The following is a 17,169-nucleotide window of genomic DNA, read 5'->3' as shown; positions in this document are numbered from 1 at the left end:
AAGGTACGCAGGATTTACTGCAATATTGCGCTCGCTCGCAGGACGCGAGTGAGCGCAATTACTATAGAAAAACAGGAAAGCCAGTGCCGCATTCCTGCAGCACTGGCTTTCCTAATTTCAATTTTCAGCTATACTTGTTACGGCTGCTGCTTGGCGTAAGGGTTCACGCCCATGTTCTTGTAGAAGAAAGCCCACGTGTCGGCCCACTCTTGAATAACGAGTGAAGTCGGCTTGCCTGCCCCGTGACCAGCACGCACATCGATGCGGATCAGGTATGGGTTGCCTGGAGCGCCTTTGTCCTGCAACTCAGAGATGAACTTGAACGAGTGCGCTGGCACTACACGGTCATCATGGTCGGCAGTTTTCACCAGTGTGGCTGGGTATTTCACGCCCTCTTTGATGTTATGCAGCGGTGAGAAACCATACAGGTTCTTGAACTGCGCTTCGTCGTCAGAAGAGCCATACTCTGGTACCCAGGCCCAACCGATGGTGAACTTGTGGAAGCGCAGCATGTCCATTACACCCACGGCAGGCATGGCTACTTTGGCCAGCTCAGGGCGCTGCGTCATGAAAGCGCCTACCAACAGACCACCGTTCGAGCCACCACCCACGGCCAGTTTCTCGCTGGAGGTATACTTGTTGGCAATCAGGTACTCGGCTGCGGCAATGAAGTCGTCGAACACGTTCTGCTTGTTCGGCGTCATACCCGCCTTGTGCCAGTCTTCGCCGTACTCGCCACCACCGCGCAGGTTTGGCATGGCATATACGCCACCGTTCTCGAGCCACAGCATGTTGGCAATGCTAAAGCTTGGGGTCAGGGAGATGTTGAAGCCACCGTAAGCGTACAGATAGGTTGGGTTGTTGCCGTCTAACTTTAAGCCTTTCTTGTGCACGATGAACATCGGCACTTTGGTACCATCCTTGGAGGTATAGAACACCTGCTTAGTTTCGTAGGCTTCGGTGTCCACGTCCACTTCGGTTTTGCGGAACAGCGTTACTTTGTTGCTGGCCACTTCGTAGCGGTAGATGGTTGGCGGATACGTAAAGGAAGTAAACGTGAAGAACGTCTCTTTGTCGTCTTTCTCACCAGCGAAACCACCTACCGTACCGATGGCTGGCAGCTCCACTTTGTTCATCTGCTTGCCGTTGGTGTCATACACCACCACTTCACTGGCAGCATCTTTCATGTAAGAAGCGATAATACGGCCACCTACCAGCGACACATTGCCCATCACGTTTTCGTTCTGCGGCACCACTACTTTCCAGTTCTGCTCCTGCGGTTTTTTCGGGTCAATGAGCACCAGGCGGTAGCGCGGGGCATTTTTGTTCGTACGCACCAGCAGCTTGTCGCCGATGTTATCCACCACGTTGTACTCCGACTCAAAATTGTCGATGATTGGCTTAATGGTCGATTTCGGGTCGTTCAGGTCGCGGTAGTACAGGGCGTTGGCACCGCTGGCACCCTCGGATACGTTCAAAATCAGGAAGCGCTCGTCGTCAGTGGTCTGGCCGTAGAAGTTACGCAGCGGCTTGCTTTTGTCTTCGTACACCAGTTGGTCCTGGCTCTGCGGCGTGCCTATTTTGTGGTAGTATACCTTGTGGTATTCATTCTTGTTAGCCAGTTTGTTGCCTTCGGTTGGGGCGTCGTAGCGGCTGTAGAAGAAGCCGTCTTTGTACCAGCTCGGGCCCGAGAACTTCACCCACTCCACCTTGTCGTCGAGCTTTTTGCCGGTCGCCACTTCCATCACTTCGTAGGTGTTCCAGTCAGAACCACCGCTTGAGGTGCCGTAGGCTACATACTTGGCGTCTTTGTCGAAAGCCAGTGCTGTGAGGGCCACGGTGCCGTCGTTTGAAAACTTGTTCGGGTCGAGGAACACTTTCGGCTCACTCTCCAGGGTGTTCTGCACATAGAGCACGCTCTGGTTCTGCAGACCATCGTTTTTATAGAAGTAGTACTTGCCGCCTTTCTTAAACGGAGCACCATACTTCGGGTAGTTCCAGATCTTGGTCAGACGCTCCTTGATCTGGTCACGGAACTCGATGCTTTCGAGGTAGTCGAACGTGACCTTGTTCTGCGCCTCTACCCACTGGTCCACTTCCTCGTTGTGGGTTTCGAGCCAGCGGTACGGGTCGGCCACTTTGGTGCCGAAGTAATCGTCGGAGTGGTCTACTTTTTTGGTTTCGGGATAAGTCAGTTGTGCTTCAGCCGTTGCAGCGGCTGCTGTGGTAGTTGTTTCGGTATTCATGCCAGTGGCGGTACTATCGGTTTGGGTGGATTTGCAGGCCGTCACAGCAGTCAGGCCGCCAGCCAGCAAAAGAGCAGTCGTTTTTCTCATATGGATTTATCGTTTGGACATAGGTCTAACACGCAACCAAGATAAACATTTTACTTCACAAAAGGCAAAACACCTCTCTCAGCGCCCAAAAAGGGCATACGTTTCATCTCGAAAATCAGTACGGCTTGCCCCAAAAATATCTTTCTGCCTAGCATATACAAGCAATGCATCTGCGCACTACATTTGTTGGCTTTTTTTAAGAAAGCAGATACTTTATATATGACAAACGAAGAAGTAGAAGAGGGAGCAGAGTTACTGCATTTCGAGCAGATTGCAGACAGGTTGTCTGACAAAGGGTATGCGATTATCGACAATTTTTTACAACCCAACGAGGTGCGTAACCTGTTGGAAGTGCTACAACACCACCAGGAGCAAGGCACCTTTAAAAAAGCAGGTATAGGCCCCGCAGAAAGCGTAACCGTAGATAGGCAGGTGCGCGGCGACTTTATTCGCTGGATCGAGCCCTCAGAAGCATTGCCGCCTACCCAGATCTTTCTGGACCGCATGCACGAGTTACTGCGCTACATCAACCGCACCTGTTTCCTGGGGCTCAGAGATTTTGAATTTCACTTTACCGTATACCCGCCGGGCACGGTATACCAGCGCCACCTCGACCAGTTCAGGACCGACGACCACCGCCGCCTGTCGTTCATCTGCTACCTGAACGAAGACTGGCAGCCCGAGAATGGCGGTAATCTGCGCCTATATCTGCCCAACGAAGACGGCTCCGAGGAAGAAGTGGACGTGCTGCCTATTGCCGGTCGCCTGGCCTGTTTCCGCGCCGACATAATCCCGCACGAGGTACTGGCCGCCAATCGTCACCGCTACAGCCTCACCGGCTGGATGCTGGACCAGCTGAACGAGTTGACATTTTTGTAATACAAGGATAGCCAGGACGCGAACCGCTTGCCCTGCAGCTTGAGCAGGAAATAGCTTCTTCGTGTTCAAGCTGTCTCTATCTTTTTTCTCTATAAGCTGCTTTTGATGGGCGTGGCCGCCTTCGAATTGCGGATCAGCACAGCGTACTGGTAAAGTTCGGTGCTGGTGGGGTTTTCTGCAGCAGGGTGAATACCTGCCTGGCCGGGCATCAGGATGCGGGTAGTGGCCAGCAGCGAAGAGGTGAGGTAGGGCGAGGCCTGGCCGGTCAGTTTAAAGATGGCCATCGAATGCTCCTTCGTTAAGGCGCGCAGGTCTTTTATGCCGTTTACGAAAGCCATGGGTCCATCGCTGTTCACCCAGGTCGAATTGATGTAAGCCTGGCCTTTGTTGAAGGAAGCGGGCATGGCACGTGCCGGAATCATGTTTTCGCTGTCGGAGGCAAAGATACCGATGGTGGTTATTTTGTTTCTGAACGGCGACTCCTGATTCTTGAGCAGGTACGCAAACGAAAGGTAGCCCTCGTTAACTTCGCTCTGTAAGGTATGCATCAGGCCCCACATGCCATAAAACTGCTCGTCCTGCCACTGGTTAGCTTTTGTTAAGTTTGCAAGGTTCAGGAACATCACGCTGTCTCGCTGTACGTTTTCCTGCTGGTAAGCCAGGTTTGCAAGGACGTGCATCAAATCCGAAGAAACGCTATCTGGCAGGTATACGCTGTCTGTATTTACTGCCGCGAGGTAATCAGAAGCGAAGGCTTGAAGCGCCTGGCTCGTTGTTGTGCTGTCGGTGAGCAGGCTGTCCAGCGCATTTAACTGACTATTGGTGTTAGCTTTCAGCAGCTCTCTTAAGTGGAGCTTTGTTATGGCTATGTCCTGTATTCTGTCTACCCCCACGATCCTGATCCTGTTGTCGGCAGGCAATGTCTGGTTGTAGGTATAGATTTTCTGAAGCTTGGTGTAGAATTCCTGATTGGCCCACTGCGCATTGTAGTTCACCCAAGTCTGGAACACATCGTCCAGCAGGCTTTCATCTCCCGACTCTAAGTACTGGTTCAGCAAATAAGCCTGACTGAAGTCTACCTCGGCCAGGTAATGCGTCAGTCCCTTTTTCTGGTTCAGGTGCTTCAATAGCTCGAAATCCAGCTCCTGTGGCATGGCAAAACCGTGCACCTCACCCAGCATGATCACCTTGCTGTCGTAAAAAGCCTCGTCAAACACTGGAAAGTCGTTTGCCCCCACTTCGACTTGCTGCATATTGTTTTGAAGGTAAGCCTGATGCCGGGAGCTTTCGCCGCCAACAGCAAACAAGGTATAGGTATAGTATACAATGGCGCCTACAAGCAGTAGTACAAAGGGTGTGGCAAGCAGGGCAAGTGCGGTTCTTTTGATGATCTTTTTCATGGCGGTTTTGGTTTGTGATTTACAACGGCCAAAGGTATAGGCCGGTAAAAAACCTCGCTCAGGAAAGGGTCCTGCTGCACGGGAATGGGGTAATTGGTAAACCGCAGGGGCAAAATGCACGCCTTTGGGGCGGTTAGCATACCAGCATGTGCTCTTTTACCACAGTATTGTAGGCACGGGCAACAGGTACCGGCTCGGTGGGGACATCAAAATGCAGCTTGTACCCCTGCGCATTGCCTGACACAGACGCCACACGGTTTAGGTTGACCAGGTATGAGCGGTGGCAACGCACCACGCGCTGCTCGCTTATCTGGCTTTCGAGTCGACTGAGGCTGCTGCGCAAAAGAGCCTTGCGCACGCTGGTGGCTTCGGTATACACCACAGTGCAGTAGTTGTCGCTGGCCGACAGGTATAGCAACTCCCCGGCAGGTATAGCCAGCTTGTCTTTACCGTTTTCGGCCACCAACGCCAGCATTTGGTTTTGCACACCAGCAGGCATTGGCTGCACGGCAGGCGCTGTAGCAGGTTGGCTATACTTGCGCGTGAGGTAAGCATAGTTGAGCAGGACCAGCACCGTAGCAGGCAGGGCGCCTACCATAAAACAGATGGCGATCATATAGCCGACCTGAGCTGCCGAAAAGGGCATAAAGCCTGCCAGGTTGCCATACACCACGCACAGAAAACCGGCCAGCACAAAGCCTGCCATGTTGCGCACGATCTCTTTCCATACCTGCCAGTTGCCCTCCGCGAAATAGGCTTTGAACAGCTTTTGCGTGATCACAAAATCGGACAGGTTGCCCACAACTGCCACCAGGCCATAGCCGGCCAACAGGTAATTCTTATAAGGATGCTGCCAATTATAGCTGCCAAAGGGCTGGAAAACGACCAGAATAAAGGCGATTAACAAACCGGAAAGCAAAGCCTGCAGGATGGCTCTGGAATAGCGCGGATCGCGGGCTGGGTATGGCTGGCGGAGAAAGGAGAGCATACTTGGCTTGATGAGGTCTGGCTACGGACTTTCGTATCACTTTGCCGCTTGGGCCATGATAGTTTTCGGATGCATTTTATAACTACTGCGCAAAATTGATCTCGGTGCTGTCGCCGATGTTGAGGCTGTGGCTGAGACCTTTGAAACTGGCATCGGAGCCGATGATGGAGTCGTGCATCACCGCGTTCTGCAGCTCGGAGTAAGCCCCGATAATGGAGTTGCTCAGCGAGGAGCGGGAGATGGTGGCATTCTCACCGATGGCCACGTTGGGTCCGATGATGGAATGCGTGATGTTGCAGTTGGCCCCGATGCTCACAGGCGGAATGATGATGTTGCCCGGGTATAGATCGGAATAGTCCTTCTCCCGAAAGCGGGGCTGGCTCAGAAGTTTGGCGTTGGCTTCGAGCAGGGTTTCCTTGCGGCCGCAGTCAAACCAGTTGTCAACGTTCCAGGTCACCATTTTCTCACCCTGCCGGATCATGTGCATCAAGGCATCGGTGAGGTGGTACTCGTTGTGCGTGCGCACATTTTCGGTGATGATGTGCTCTAGCGAGCGCACCAGCTTTTCGGGTTGCATGATTTTATAAAGCCCCACCAGCGCAAAGTTCGATTTCGGAATCTTCGGCTTTTCTACCAACTTGGTGATATACTCATCCATACCTACCTCCGTCACACCAAAAAGCGAGGGTTTGGCTACTTTCTTCACACCAAGCACAGATTTAGGCAACGCAATGATAGCCGGCAGATCCGCTTCCACAATGTTGTCGCCAAGCATGATGAGTACGCTGTCTTCGTAGCGGTAAGATTCGCGGGCGATCCAGAGGGCGTGGCCCAGCCCTTCGCGGGGCTCCTGCACGATAAACTCTGCATTTATACCGGGGTACTTCTGCCGCACGTAGCTTTCCACCTTGTCGCCAAGGTAGCCGATGATGAACACATAGTCCTGTACACCTGCCTGCACAAGCCGCTCCACGATGTGGCCCAGGATAGTGTTATCGGCCACCGGCACCAGCGACTTGGGCTGAGTATGCGTGTGCGGACGCAGCTTGGAACCAACGCCGGCAACAGGTATAACGACTTTCATAGGCTACACTTTTGCAGCAATATAGTGATTTTTAATCAGGTTTTTGTTCATCGCCTGCCTACCAAAACCTATTTTACAACGTCATCCCGTGTTTTCCGTAATCATATCGCTTAGCTTTGTGCTTATATCGTATACAAACCATACCCTCAAAAACATGAAAAAAATCTTCTTCTATCTGATCGGCTTCCTCATGATCAACTCGCTGTCGTCTTGTGGCTACAACACGATGGTGCAGAAAGACGAAACCGTGGAGACGGCCTGGGCTAACGTGCAAAATGCTTACCAGCGCCGCGCCGACCTGATCCCTAACCTGGTGAACACTGTGAAAGGCGCCGCCAACTTTGAGCGCGAGACTCTCGAGAGCGTGATAAACGCCCGTGCCAAGGCCACCAGCGTGCAGCTTAGCGCCGACGACCTCACACCAGAAAACCTGCAGCGCTTCCAGGCGGCCCAAAACGAACTGGGCGGCGCCCTGAGCCGACTGCTCGTTTCGGTGGAGCGCTATCCGGAGCTGAAGGCGAACCAGAACTTCCTGGAGCTACAGGCACAGCTGGAGGGTACGGAAAACCGCATTTCGGTGGAAAGGCGCAAGTTCAACGAAGCCGTGCAGGACTATAACACCACCGTGCGCTCATTCCCGAACAACCTCATGGCCGGTATCTTCGGCTTCGAGCGTAAAGGCCACTTCCAGGCCGACCCTGGTGCCGAACGAGCACCTACCGTGCAGTTCTAGAATTAAATTGTTGATTGTTAGTTGTTGATTGCTTTCCAGAAAAGAGTAAGAACGATTAACAATCAGCAATGAACAATTAACAATTCAAGCCATGCCCAAAGACACTATCACTGACGCGGACGAAAAGGTTATTATGGAGGCCATTCAGGAGGCGGAGCGTAACACTTCCGGCGAGATTCGCGTGCACATCGAAAACAACTGCGAAGGTGACGTGCTTGACCGCGCCACGGAGGTTTTCGCCCAGCTGCACATGCACCTGACCAAGCAGCGCAACGGCGTGCTGTTCTATGTGGCCATCAAAGACCATCAGTTTGCCGTGCTGGGTGATGCCGGCATCAACGCCATTGTGCCCGATCATTTCTGGGAGGATATCACGGCCGAGGTGATCTCTCACTTCAAGAAGCAGGAGTATGCAGCCGGGCTTGCCAAGGGCGTCATCAAGGCGGGTGAGCAACTAAAATCGCACTTCCCTTACAGTGACAAAGGCGACCTTAACGAACTGAGCGATGATATCTCGTTCGGAAAATAACACACCATGAAGCGATACATTCTGTTCCTATACCTTGTTTTGTGTAGCACCCTGGCCTTTGCGCAAGGCAACGATTTTCCGCCTAGGCCAAACCCACCACGGCTGGTAAACGACCTGGCAGGTATTCTGAGTCAGGGGGAGATACAAGCGCTGGAACAGAAACTGGTCAATTACAGCGACACGACCTCCACCCAGATCGCGATCGTCACCATCAAATCCATAGGGGACTACGATGCCAACCAGTATGCCGCCCAACTGGGTGAGCAGTGGGGCGTGGGCGGCAGCAAAAACGACAACGGCCTTGTTATACTCGTGGCCCTTGATGAACGCAAGGTGGCCATCCAGACCGGCTACGGCATGGAGCACATTATACCTGACGCCATTGCCAAACGCATTACCGAGCGCACGCTCAAGCCAAACTTTCAGCAAGGAGAATTCTACAAAGGCCTGAACGAAGCCACGAACCTTATCATCAGCCTGGCCAGCGGCGAGTACCAGGCCGACCCGCAAGCAAGCCATGGAGAGGGCGAAGGTCCATCGCTCATGGCCATTATTCTGATCGTAATTGTGCTGGTCTTCATTATGTCGCGCTTCAAGGGTGGCGGAGGAAGAGGCGGCCGCGGCGTGCGCACGCTCGGTGGCCCGATTTTGGGTCCGGGTTCCTTTGGCACTTTCCGTACCGGTGGCGGTATGTTTGGAGGGGGCGGTGGCTTCGGTGGCGGAGGAGGCGGCTTCGGCGGATTTGGAGGCGGTTCCTTTGGCGGGGGCGGCGCCAGCAGCAGCTGGTAGCCGGCTATACCTGCAGCCTTTCGTCTATAAACTTTCCCAATCAGTTCCTTCTGAACTTCCTGGCAAGGTATCGTTCGGCGTATATGAATCTGGCTTTCTTGTCGTTACAGAAAGTATAGCTCCCCAAAAATCCGTACCTTTGCAAACGGAGGGGCATCTGTGCGTATGAAAATAAACAACGAAGACATCAAATCGAAGGTCGTTATCGGCTTCACGCTGGCGCTTTCCGTGGTGGTGTTTGCCATCTACCTCACCTACAACAGCTTCACACAACTGCTCAGCTCCGTGAATGTGCTGGCAGAACCCAATGCCAAACTGGCCAAGCTGCAGCATACCCTCGCCGACATTGCTACGGCAGAAAGCGCCATCCGCGCTTATACCCTCACCACTGAAGACAAGCATTTCCGGGAGTACCTCGACAACCTGGGCAACATCAACAGCCAACTCGATTCGCTCTGCACGCTCATGCAGGACAACCCCGCCGAACTGGCGCAAATCGACTCGGTATCTACGCTGTTGTTGGCCCAGAAGAAAAGCCTGGAGGAGCACGTCAGCAAAAAGAAGGAGCAGCGCGGCAGCAACGCCTATACCGACAAGGCGCTGAAGCAGATCGCCTCCGCAGCCTCGCAGCAACCGGCCACCACCACCATCAACCAGCGCACCAAAACCACCATCTCGGACAGACTGGCCTACAACACCGACTCCGCTACGACCAAACCGCCGCAAAGCGAACAAAAGAAAGGCCTGCTCAACAAGCTTTTTGGCAAGCGAACCGAGACCAGGCAGCAGGAGGCGCCGCAGCCTGTTGTGGTGCCGCAACTCAACGTAAAGCAGGAATACAGTGCCGATACCAGCAAAGCAGCAACTACCAACATGGCCTCTATTGCCAAGGTGCGCATTGTGCTGAAGGATGTAGAGCGCGAGCTGCAAAAGCAGCAGGAAGCTATAGTGGCCAAAGAACTGGCGCTGTTACAGCAGGACAAGCAGATCATGGACCAGGTGCGCCGCATGGTGTATGACCTCGAACGCTACGAAATACAGCAGGCCCGCCTCAATGCGGCGCAGGCGCAGGAGGTGGCCAAGGAAACATCGCTTGTGCTCCTGCTGATCGGTATATTCGGGCTTGCCAGTGGCATTGCCTTTATTCTGATCATCCTCCGCGACCTGACCCGCAGCAGTAAGTACAAAGCCGAACTCAAGCGCTCCCGCAAAGAGGCCATTCAGCTGGCTCGTGCCAAGGAGGCGTTTGTGGCCAATATCAGTCACGAGATCCGGACGCCGCTGAATGTAGTATTGGGCTTTTCGGAGCAGTTGGGCCACACCCAGCTGCAAGAGCAGCAGCAGGAGCACCTGCAGGCCATCCATGGGGCGGGGCAGCACCTACTGCATATCGTAAACGATGTGCTGGACCTCTCGAAACTGGAAGCCGGCAAGCTATACCTGCACATGGCGCCTTTCGAGATGAAACAGCTACTGGCCGAGGTGGAGCGAACATTCCGACTCAAGGCCGGCACCAAAGGCATCGGCTTCAGCTGCACCCTGGATGAGCAGCTCAACGGCTATCTGCTGGGCGACTCCCTGCGGCTTCGGCAAGTGCTTTTCAACCTCGTAGACAATGCCATTAAATTCACCCACGACGGGGAGGTGCAGGTGCGTTGCAGGCTCAAGTCGCAGCGTCGAAACCGGGCCGTCGTGCTGATTGAGGTGTCGGACACAGGTATAGGTATACCGATGGAGCAGGCCGCCCACGTGTTCGGGGAGTTCAACCAGGCCGACGACTCCATCATCCGGAAGTATGGTGGCACCGGCCTGGGACTGTCTATCAGTAAGAAACTGGTGGAAATGCAGGAGGGCTCGCTTACCCTGCGTAGTGTGCCGAACGAGGGCACCACTTTCAGCATAGTGCTGCCGTTGCAGCGGGTAGCGGCTCCTGAAGTGGACGCTACACCACAGCCAACACTATCGGCCACCGATGTGCTGGCTGGTAAAGCCGTACTGGTGATCGACGACGATGCCTACAGCCGCACCTTGTGCCAACTGATACTGGGTCGCAAAGGCATGCAGGTCACGCTGGCCAACGACGGACAGGAGGCACTGCAACTCATCAAAGAGAAAAAGTTTGACATTGTGCTCACCGACATCCAGTTGCCAGGTATGAGCGGCAAGGCTGTTGCCAGGGCCATCCGGAAGGAGAACGCTACGATACCGATCATGGCGCTCACGGCCAACATTATGAGCAGCAACAAGCGCTTTTTCGCCAAAACAGGTATATCCGATCACTTGCTCAAACCGTTCACGGAGCAAGACCTATACCTGAAACTCAGCAAAGCCCTTTCAACTCAGGCTATACCTGAGCCTGCACATGCGATCTCTTCGGATCATCCGAAAAAGGAAACAACAGCAGGTATAGCAGCTAGCTCAGCAACAGCAGAGCCGCAGGCCGAAGCAGCGATACCACAGGTAAGTGAAGTTATACCTGTGCCTTATACCCTGGATGAACTGCGCACTTTTGTGGGGGATGACCAGGAGGCGCTTTGGGACATTGTGGAGGTGCTGGTGGCCGACAATCGTCGTACACTGGAGCAGCTGGAGCGTGCCACGGCAGCAAACGACTGGCAGCAGGCCGGCGAATTGGCACATAAGATGAAAACGGCTTTCCGACATCTGCAGGCCCGCACCGTACTGCCGTCTATCGATGCACTTGAGCAAGTGCTGCACCAGCCAAACCTGCCCACCTGCGACTTCCCTGCCATAGCGACATACCTGTTGCAGGAAGCCACGCAGGTGCTCTATTCCCTCGACGCTGAACAAAGCAAACGAAGAAAGACTGAAGAAGCCCCCGCCTAAGCCTCGATGTTGTATTGGCGCATTTTGTTGTAGAGCGTCTTGCGGTCGATGTTGAGCAAACGGGCCGCTTTGGATTTGTTGTACTTCACACGTTCCAGCATTTCGATGATCAGTTCTTTTTCGCTGCGCTCCGTGGCGGTGCGTAAGTCCGTAACAGGCAGGGCAACCTGCGTAGCATCGGGCTGGGCCACAATGCTGGTTGGTTCCGGTATGTGATAAGCGATCTCGGGTGGCAGGTCGTCGAGCGTGATTTCGGTGCCTTTGGCCAGCAGTACGGCCCGCTTCACCACATTCTTTAACTCCCGCAAATTCCCCGGCCAGCTATACCTTTCCAAAGCCATCATCACAGCGGTGTCAAAGCTTGACACGCTGCGCTCGAGCTCGTGATTGGCTACCTGCAGGAAATGTTGGGCAAACTGCATGATATCCGCTGTGCGGTCGCGTAGCGGTGAGATATTGATCTTGAACTCATTAAGACGGTGGTACAGGTCCTCGCGAAACTCGCCGCGGCTTACGGCCTGCACCAGGTCTTCGTTGGTCGCCGCAATAATGCGCACATCCACGTCCAGGTCGGTGTTGCTGCCGATCTTACGCACTTTGCGCTCCTGAATGGCCCGCAATAGCTTCACCTGTATTTCGTAAGAGAGGTTACCGATCTCGTCCAGAAACAGCGTGCCGCCGTTGGCCGCTTCAAACTGCCCTTCTTTGTCGCCCATGGCACCCGTAAAAGAGCCTTTCACATGGCCAAACAGCTCACTGCCGGCCAGTTCTTTGGACAAAGCGCCGCAGTCGATGGCCACAAAGGGCTTGTCGTGGCGCTTGCTGCGCTGGTGTATCTTACGGGCTACGTATTCCTTGCCGGTTCCGCTCTCTCCTTCAATAATCACCGACATGCTCGTGGGCGCTATCAGGGCGATGTATTCCTCGAGCTGAGTTGACTGCGGGCTGGCCCCCTTCACAAAAGTAAAGCCCCCCGGCACAGGTATAGCCGGCTTTGTCGCAACATTGCCCTCGCGGCCATGCGTCAGGGCTTTGCGGATGGTCAGCAGCGTCTCGTCTGGATTAATAGGCTTGGCCAGGTACTCGAAAGCACCCATTTTAATGGCTTTCACGGCAGTCCGGATGTCGGCGTAGTGTGTCATCAGGATAACGGGCACGTTGGTGTCGAGCACGCGGATTTGCTCGAGCAGCTCCAGTCCGTTTTTGTCGGGTAGCCTGAAATCAGTCAGGATTAGGTCAAAGGTGTCGGCTTTGAGCTGGCTCAGCCCTTCGCTGGCGGTATAGGCGGTTTTGACCTCGTACTGCTGTCGTTTCAGGAACGTGCTCAGCATGAGGCAGAAGGTAGGATCGTCGTCGATTAAAAGAATCTTGGGCATAATCTATTGCAATATACACAACGGCAGGGCAGAGGGGAAATTTTGCCCTGAAATTCGTGCTCCGGCGTGCATTCCGACTGTTTACCGAAAAGTGGCTGCCAAGGTTGGGGTGAGCGCAACATGTGGCCGTATAAAACAGAAAAGCCCCCGCTTGGCGGAGGCTAGTTCCTTGATATTAGGGTCGCTAATATCTAATCTATGTGGCTTATTTTTGGTCGCGGATAATGTTACCTTGTTCATCGATGCGAACTTTAGCGCTCTGCTGCTGCTCGTTGGAGAAGAAGATCTCATACATTGTTTTGGTACCCTGGCCCTGCGCGTTAGCCTGTACATTGGCATTCTGCGCGTTTTGGTTAGCCTGCTCGGCACGGTTTTCCATACCTTGGGCATTGGCACCGGCGGCGTTTGCGTTAGGTGTTACGCGGTACACCTCTACAATCTGCCAGCTGCTGAAGGCCTCAGCAGTTAGTGTTTGTTTTACAGGCTCCGGAAGCTCTTCTTTCGTGATGGCTTCACGCTTCACGTTATCTTCCTGAGTTGCCGTCTGTGTGGTGGTCTGAGTTTGTGTCTCAGTGGTCACCTGCGTCTGGGTCTGTGCCTGTTCTTCGTAGTTTACCTGATTCTCAGTTTCGGCCTGCGCTTCAGTCTCCACTTCAGTAGTCTGCTCTACCTTTTGTTTCTTCTTCGACTTTTTCTTGTTCTTGTCAGTCTGTGCGCTGGCGTCTAGTGAGGCAAAGCCAAAAAATGCGATGGCAGCTGCCAGGTAGGTTATTTTTTTCATAGTTTTATTCTGTCGCTCAAATTTAATTTTTTCCTAAAGCGAGTTAGTCAAAACTGTGCCAAAACTATATATAGAATTCAAATAACTGAATTACAGACACTTAATAGTCATACACAAACTCCCCAATTTGTGGAATTTACTGCGAAGTGTAGCAAAAATTCCACAGGTTGGGGACCGCAAACTGGGTAATCTGGTACAGATTCTACAACATTGTCAACTACAAACCCAATAAGCAGAACAAATCCTGCAACGTTTCCAGCTGCATTTTAACCCTCTTTCATGTACGACTCCTTTTGTTCGGCTCCCTTCTGTGTATTTTAAGCTTCTCTTCAACAGACTGGCTTTCGAGCCAGCAAATGGCTTGTACCTTTTGCCGGGTTGTTTCCACGGTAGGTATAGGAAACATAGCAACAGGCATACTGTGGCCCTCTCATGAAAAAAAATCTGGAGCGGCACCCTAAACTCCGTATAGAGCTAGGTAAAAAGGCCATAAACCTTTTAGCACTCCCAGAGATTTGCAAAGCAAACCGGCAGCCTATACCTTTATACCTATGAGCGAACCACGAAAAAAATTATTCCTGCTAGATGCCATGGCCCTGATCTACCGGGCGCATTTCGCGTTTAGCAAAAACCCACGCATCAATTCCAAAGGCATGAACACCGGCGCTGTGCTCGGCTTCACCAACACCCTGGTAGAGGTGCTTCAGAAAGAACGGCCTACACACATCGGCGTCGCTTTTGACTCAGCAGCCAAGACCTTCCGCCACGACAACTTTGCCGAATACAAGGCCAACCGGCAGGCCATGCCCGAGGATATTTCGCTGGCTATACCTTACTGCAAAAAGATTGTAGAGGCCTTCAACATACCGGTGCTCATCATGGACGGCTACGAAGCCGACGACATCATCGGCACGCTGGCCTGCCGCGCCGAGAAGGACAACTTCGACGTGTATATGATGACGCCCGACAAGGACTACTGCCAGCTGGTGACCGAGCATGTGTTCCTGTACAAGCCTGCCTTCCTGGGCAATGCCGTGGAGGTATGGGACATCGCTAAAGTGCTCGAGAAATGGGAGATTGAGCGGGTGGAGCAGGTAATCGATATACTGGGTCTTCAGGGCGATGCCGTGGATAACATACCCGGTATACCTGGTATCGGCGAGAAAACCGCAAAGGCGCTAATCCAACGCTTCGGCTCTGTGGAGAACCTGATTGCCAACGCCGATCAGCTCAAGGGCAAGCAGAAAGAAAACATCATCAACTTTGCCGACCAGGGTATGATGTCCAAAGAACTGGCCACCATCCACTGCGACGTGCCGGTACCGTTCAGCGCCGAGGCCTTACATTACGACGGCCCGAATGAGGAGCAGTTGGCTGAACTGTTTGCCGAGTTGGAGTTCCGTCAGTTGATGCAGCGTGTGCTGGGCATTTCAATGGCGGATGCATCACCTGCTAAGGTAGCACCCAGACGTGCAAAGTCAGCTAACCAGCAACAGACCTCGCTATTCGATACAACTGCCGCTTCTGCTACTGCCGAAATGGAAGACGAAGCAGGTATAGCCACCGAGCATGTACCCTTCCAGCGGTTCAGCAATACCGTGCAGGATTATCATTTGATCGACACACCAGCCCTGCGCCAGAGCCTGATCCGTTACCTGCAGAAGCAGCAGGAAATCTCCTTCGATACCGAAACCAGCAGCATCGACCCGATAACAGCCAAACTGGTGGGCATGTCGTTCAGCTACCTGCCGGGTGAGGCCTATTATGTGCCTGTACCACCCGATAACGAGGAAGAGGCCCTGCGCATCGCCGCTGAGTTCAAAGACGTGCTCGAGAACCCCAGCATTGCCAAGATCGGCCAAAACATCAAGTATGATATCCTGGTCTTGAAGAACTATGGCATTGAGGTGAGCGGTCCGCTGTTCGACACCATGCTAGCCCACTACCTGCTGGAGCCCGAAATGCGCCACAACATGGACGTGCTGGCCGAGACCTACCTCAACTACAGCCCTATCCCGATCACCGACCTGATTGGCCCGAAAGGCAAGAACCAAATTACGATGGCCGATCTGAAGCCGGAACAGGTGAAGGATTATGCCTGCGAAGATGCCGACATCACGCTACGCCTGAAACACTACTTTGAGCCGCTGCTGCAGGAGCAAGGCTTGATGAAGCTGTTCAACGAAGTGGAGAACCCACTGGTGCAGGTGCTGGCAGGTATAGAGAAAGAAGGGATATCGATTGATGCGAATGCGCTGGCCGACATTTCGATGTTGCTCGAGCAGGAGATCAAAGGTATAGAAACCCGCATTTTTGAGCTGGCTGATACCGAGTTCAACATTGGTTCTCCAAAACAGCTCGGCGAGGTGCTTTTCGACAAGATGGGGCTGCACGGCAAGGCCAAGATCAAAAAGACCAAAACCGGGCAGTATGCCACCGGCGAGGAAATCCTGTCGAAACTGGCAGGGGAGCACGAGATCGTGCGCCTGATCCTGGACCACCGCGAGCTTTCTAAGCTGAAATCAACCTACGTGGATGCGCTGCCGCAACTGGTATGCTCCCTCGATAACCGGGTGCATACCTCATTCAACCAGGCGGTGACCGCCACAGGCCGCTTGAGCTCCACCAACCCGAACCTGCAGAACATCCCGATCCGCACGGAGCGGGGTCGTGAGATCCGCAAGGCCTTTGTGCCACGCAACAGCAAACACCTGATCATTTCGGCGGACTACTCCCAGATCGAGCTGCGCATCATGGCCGACTTCAGCGGAGACCCTACCATGAAGGAGGCCTTCCGAAACGGTCTCGACATTCACGCCTCCACAGCCAGCAAGGTATTCCATGTGCCACTCGACCAGGTGGACAGCGAGATGCGCCGCAAAGCCAAGACGATCAACTTCGGTATCATCTATGGTATTTCGGCATTCGGCCTGTCCGAGCGACTAGGTATACCGCGCCGCGAAGCCGCCGACATCATCGAGGCTTACTTCCAGGAGTTCCCGGCTGTGAAGGAGTATATGGACAGCGCCATTGAGAAAGCGCGCGAGCACGAGTATGTGGAAACCCTGCTGGGCCGTCGCCGCTACCTCCGCGACATCAACTCGCGCAACGCCACGGTGCGCGGCTTTGCCGAGCGCAACGCCGTCAACGCCCCGATCCAGGGCACCGCCGCCGACATCATCAAGATCGCGATGATTAACATACACGAGTACCTGCGCCACGAAAACCTGAACACCCGCATGATCCTTCAGGTACACGACGAACTCCTCTTCGACGCCCCGAAAGAGGAAGTAGACATCGTGACGCCAAAAATTGTGGAGCTCATGACCAACGCCCTGCCGCTGAGCGTGCCAATGGAAGTTGGCTTAGGTGTAGGCAAAAACTGGCTTGAAGCGCATTAAGGTATAGCCAGCTATACCTGCAAAAC

The 17,169-nt window shown here is 53.7% G+C and carries 12 protein-coding genes; 6 read left to right on the top strand and 6 right to left on the bottom strand.

Annotated features, from left to right (window positions below; all coding sequences use genetic code 11):
* Positions 1 to 137: 137 nt before the first annotated feature.
* Positions 138 to 2,336 (bottom strand): prolyl oligopeptidase family serine peptidase, encoded by a 2,199-nt coding sequence (locus BD749_RS12325; RefSeq protein ID WP_101444614.1) that lies wholly within the window; start codon positions 2,334 to 2,336, stop codon positions 138 to 140.
* Between the two features lie 219 nt (positions 2,337 to 2,555).
* On the opposite strand from BD749_RS12325, the gene BD749_RS12320 reads away from it, so the two are divergent.
* Complete coding sequence (locus tag BD749_RS12320) at positions 2,556 to 3,215, top strand: 2OG-Fe(II) oxygenase (RefSeq protein ID WP_101444772.1); 660 nt, start codon at positions 2,556 to 2,558, stop codon at positions 3,213 to 3,215.
* An 89-nt stretch (positions 3,216 to 3,304) separates the two neighbouring features.
* On the opposite strand, the gene BD749_RS12315 is transcribed toward BD749_RS12320, so the two are convergent.
* The 3 genes from BD749_RS12315 to BD749_RS12305 form a co-directional block, all read right to left on the bottom strand.
* Complete coding sequence (locus tag BD749_RS12315) at positions 3,305 to 4,615, bottom strand: TraB/GumN family protein (RefSeq protein WP_101444613.1); 1,311 nt, start codon at positions 4,613 to 4,615, stop codon at positions 3,305 to 3,307.
* A gap of 133 nt (positions 4,616 to 4,748) precedes the next feature.
* Positions 4,749 to 5,603 (bottom strand): LytTR family DNA-binding domain-containing protein, encoded by an 855-nt coding sequence (locus BD749_RS12310; RefSeq protein ID WP_101444612.1) that lies wholly within the window; start codon positions 5,601 to 5,603, stop codon positions 4,749 to 4,751.
* An 82-nt stretch (positions 5,604 to 5,685) separates the two neighbouring features.
* Complete coding sequence (locus tag BD749_RS12305; protein ID WP_101444611.1) at positions 5,686 to 6,687, bottom strand: sugar phosphate nucleotidyltransferase; 1,002 nt, start codon at positions 6,685 to 6,687, stop codon at positions 5,686 to 5,688.
* A gap of 154 nt (positions 6,688 to 6,841) precedes the next feature.
* Between BD749_RS12305 and BD749_RS12300 the strand changes: the two genes are divergently transcribed.
* The 4 genes from BD749_RS12300 (at position 6,842) to BD749_RS12285 (ending at position 11,585) form a co-directional block, all read left to right on the top strand.
* Positions 6,842 to 7,420 (top strand): LemA family protein, encoded by a 579-nt coding sequence (locus BD749_RS12300; RefSeq protein WP_101444610.1) that lies wholly within the window; start codon positions 6,842 to 6,844, stop codon positions 7,418 to 7,420.
* A gap of 91 nt (positions 7,421 to 7,511) precedes the next feature.
* Positions 7,512 to 7,949 carry a TPM domain-containing protein gene (locus tag BD749_RS12295; RefSeq protein ID WP_101444609.1) on the top strand — a complete coding sequence of 146 codons (438 nt, stop codon included), beginning with the start codon at positions 7,512 to 7,514 and terminating at the stop codon, positions 7,947 to 7,949.
* 6 nt (positions 7,950 to 7,955) lie between these two features.
* Positions 7,956 to 8,738: a TPM domain-containing protein gene (locus tag BD749_RS12290; RefSeq protein WP_180336396.1), complete on the top strand. Its 783-nt coding sequence runs from the start codon at positions 7,956 to 7,958 to the stop codon at positions 8,736 to 8,738.
* A gap of 165 nt (positions 8,739 to 8,903) precedes the next feature.
* On the top strand, positions 8,904 to 11,585 hold the full coding sequence (locus BD749_RS12285; RefSeq protein ID WP_101444608.1) for an ATP-binding protein: 2,682 nt from the start codon (positions 8,904 to 8,906) through the stop codon (positions 11,583 to 11,585).
* Here the strand turns inward: BD749_RS12285 and BD749_RS12280 are convergent.
* Entirely contained in the window at positions 11,582 to 12,961 is a 1,380-nt protein-coding gene (locus BD749_RS12280) for a sigma-54-dependent transcriptional regulator (protein WP_101444607.1), read from the bottom strand. The genes BD749_RS12285 and BD749_RS12280 overlap by 4 nt on opposite strands.
* Before the next feature lie 205 nt (positions 12,962 to 13,166).
* Positions 13,167 to 13,742 carry a hypothetical protein gene (locus BD749_RS12275; RefSeq protein WP_101444606.1) on the bottom strand — a complete coding sequence of 192 codons (576 nt, stop codon included), beginning with the start codon at positions 13,740 to 13,742 and terminating at the stop codon, positions 13,167 to 13,169.
* A gap of 551 nt (positions 13,743 to 14,293) precedes the next feature.
* Between BD749_RS12275 and polA the strand changes: the two genes are divergently transcribed.
* Positions 14,294 to 17,143: a DNA polymerase I gene (gene polA / locus BD749_RS12270; RefSeq protein ID WP_101444770.1), complete on the top strand. Its 2,850-nt coding sequence runs from the start codon at positions 14,294 to 14,296 to the stop codon at positions 17,141 to 17,143.
* Positions 17,144 to 17,169: the final 26 nt, after the last annotated feature.

The sequence above is a fragment of the Pontibacter ramchanderi genome (assembly GCF_002846395.1).
GTDB lineage: Bacteria > Bacteroidota > Bacteroidia > Cytophagales > Hymenobacteraceae > Pontibacter > Pontibacter ramchanderi.
This window is presented reverse-complemented; position numbering and strand designations above follow the sequence as displayed.

Excerpts from the sequence above, each read along its gene's own strand:
- polA (WP_101444770.1), top strand. The coding sequence starts at position 14,294 with ATGAGCGAACCACGAAAAAAATTATTCCTGCTAGATGCCATGGCCCTG.
- BD749_RS12320 (WP_101444772.1), top strand. The coding sequence starts at position 2,556 with ATGACAAACGAAGAAGTAGAAGAGGGAGCAGAGTTACTGCATTTCGAG.
- BD749_RS12285 (WP_101444608.1), top strand. The coding sequence starts at position 8,904 with ATGAAAATAAACAACGAAGACATCAAATCGAAGGTCGTTATCGGCTTC.
- BD749_RS12305 (WP_101444611.1), bottom strand. The coding sequence starts at position 6,687 with ATGAAAGTCGTTATACCTGTTGCCGGCGTTGGTTCCAAGCTGCGTCCG.
- BD749_RS12275 (WP_101444606.1), bottom strand. The coding sequence starts at position 13,742 with ATGAAAAAAATAACCTACCTGGCAGCTGCCATCGCATTTTTTGGCTTT.
- BD749_RS12325 (WP_101444614.1), bottom strand. The coding sequence starts at position 2,336 with ATGAGAAAAACGACTGCTCTTTTGCTGGCTGGCGGCCTGACTGCTGTG.
- BD749_RS12295 (WP_101444609.1), top strand. The coding sequence starts at position 7,512 with ATGCCCAAAGACACTATCACTGACGCGGACGAAAAGGTTATTATGGAG.
- BD749_RS12300 (WP_101444610.1), top strand. The coding sequence starts at position 6,842 with ATGAAAAAAATCTTCTTCTATCTGATCGGCTTCCTCATGATCAACTCG.
- BD749_RS12310 (WP_101444612.1), bottom strand. The coding sequence starts at position 5,603 with ATGCTCTCCTTTCTCCGCCAGCCATACCCAGCCCGCGATCCGCGCTAT.
- BD749_RS12290 (WP_180336396.1), top strand. The coding sequence starts at position 7,956 with ATGAAGCGATACATTCTGTTCCTATACCTTGTTTTGTGTAGCACCCTG.
- BD749_RS12280 (WP_101444607.1), bottom strand. The coding sequence starts at position 12,961 with ATGCCCAAGATTCTTTTAATCGACGACGATCCTACCTTCTGCCTCATG.
- BD749_RS12315 (WP_101444613.1), bottom strand. The coding sequence starts at position 4,615 with ATGAAAAAGATCATCAAAAGAACCGCACTTGCCCTGCTTGCCACACCC.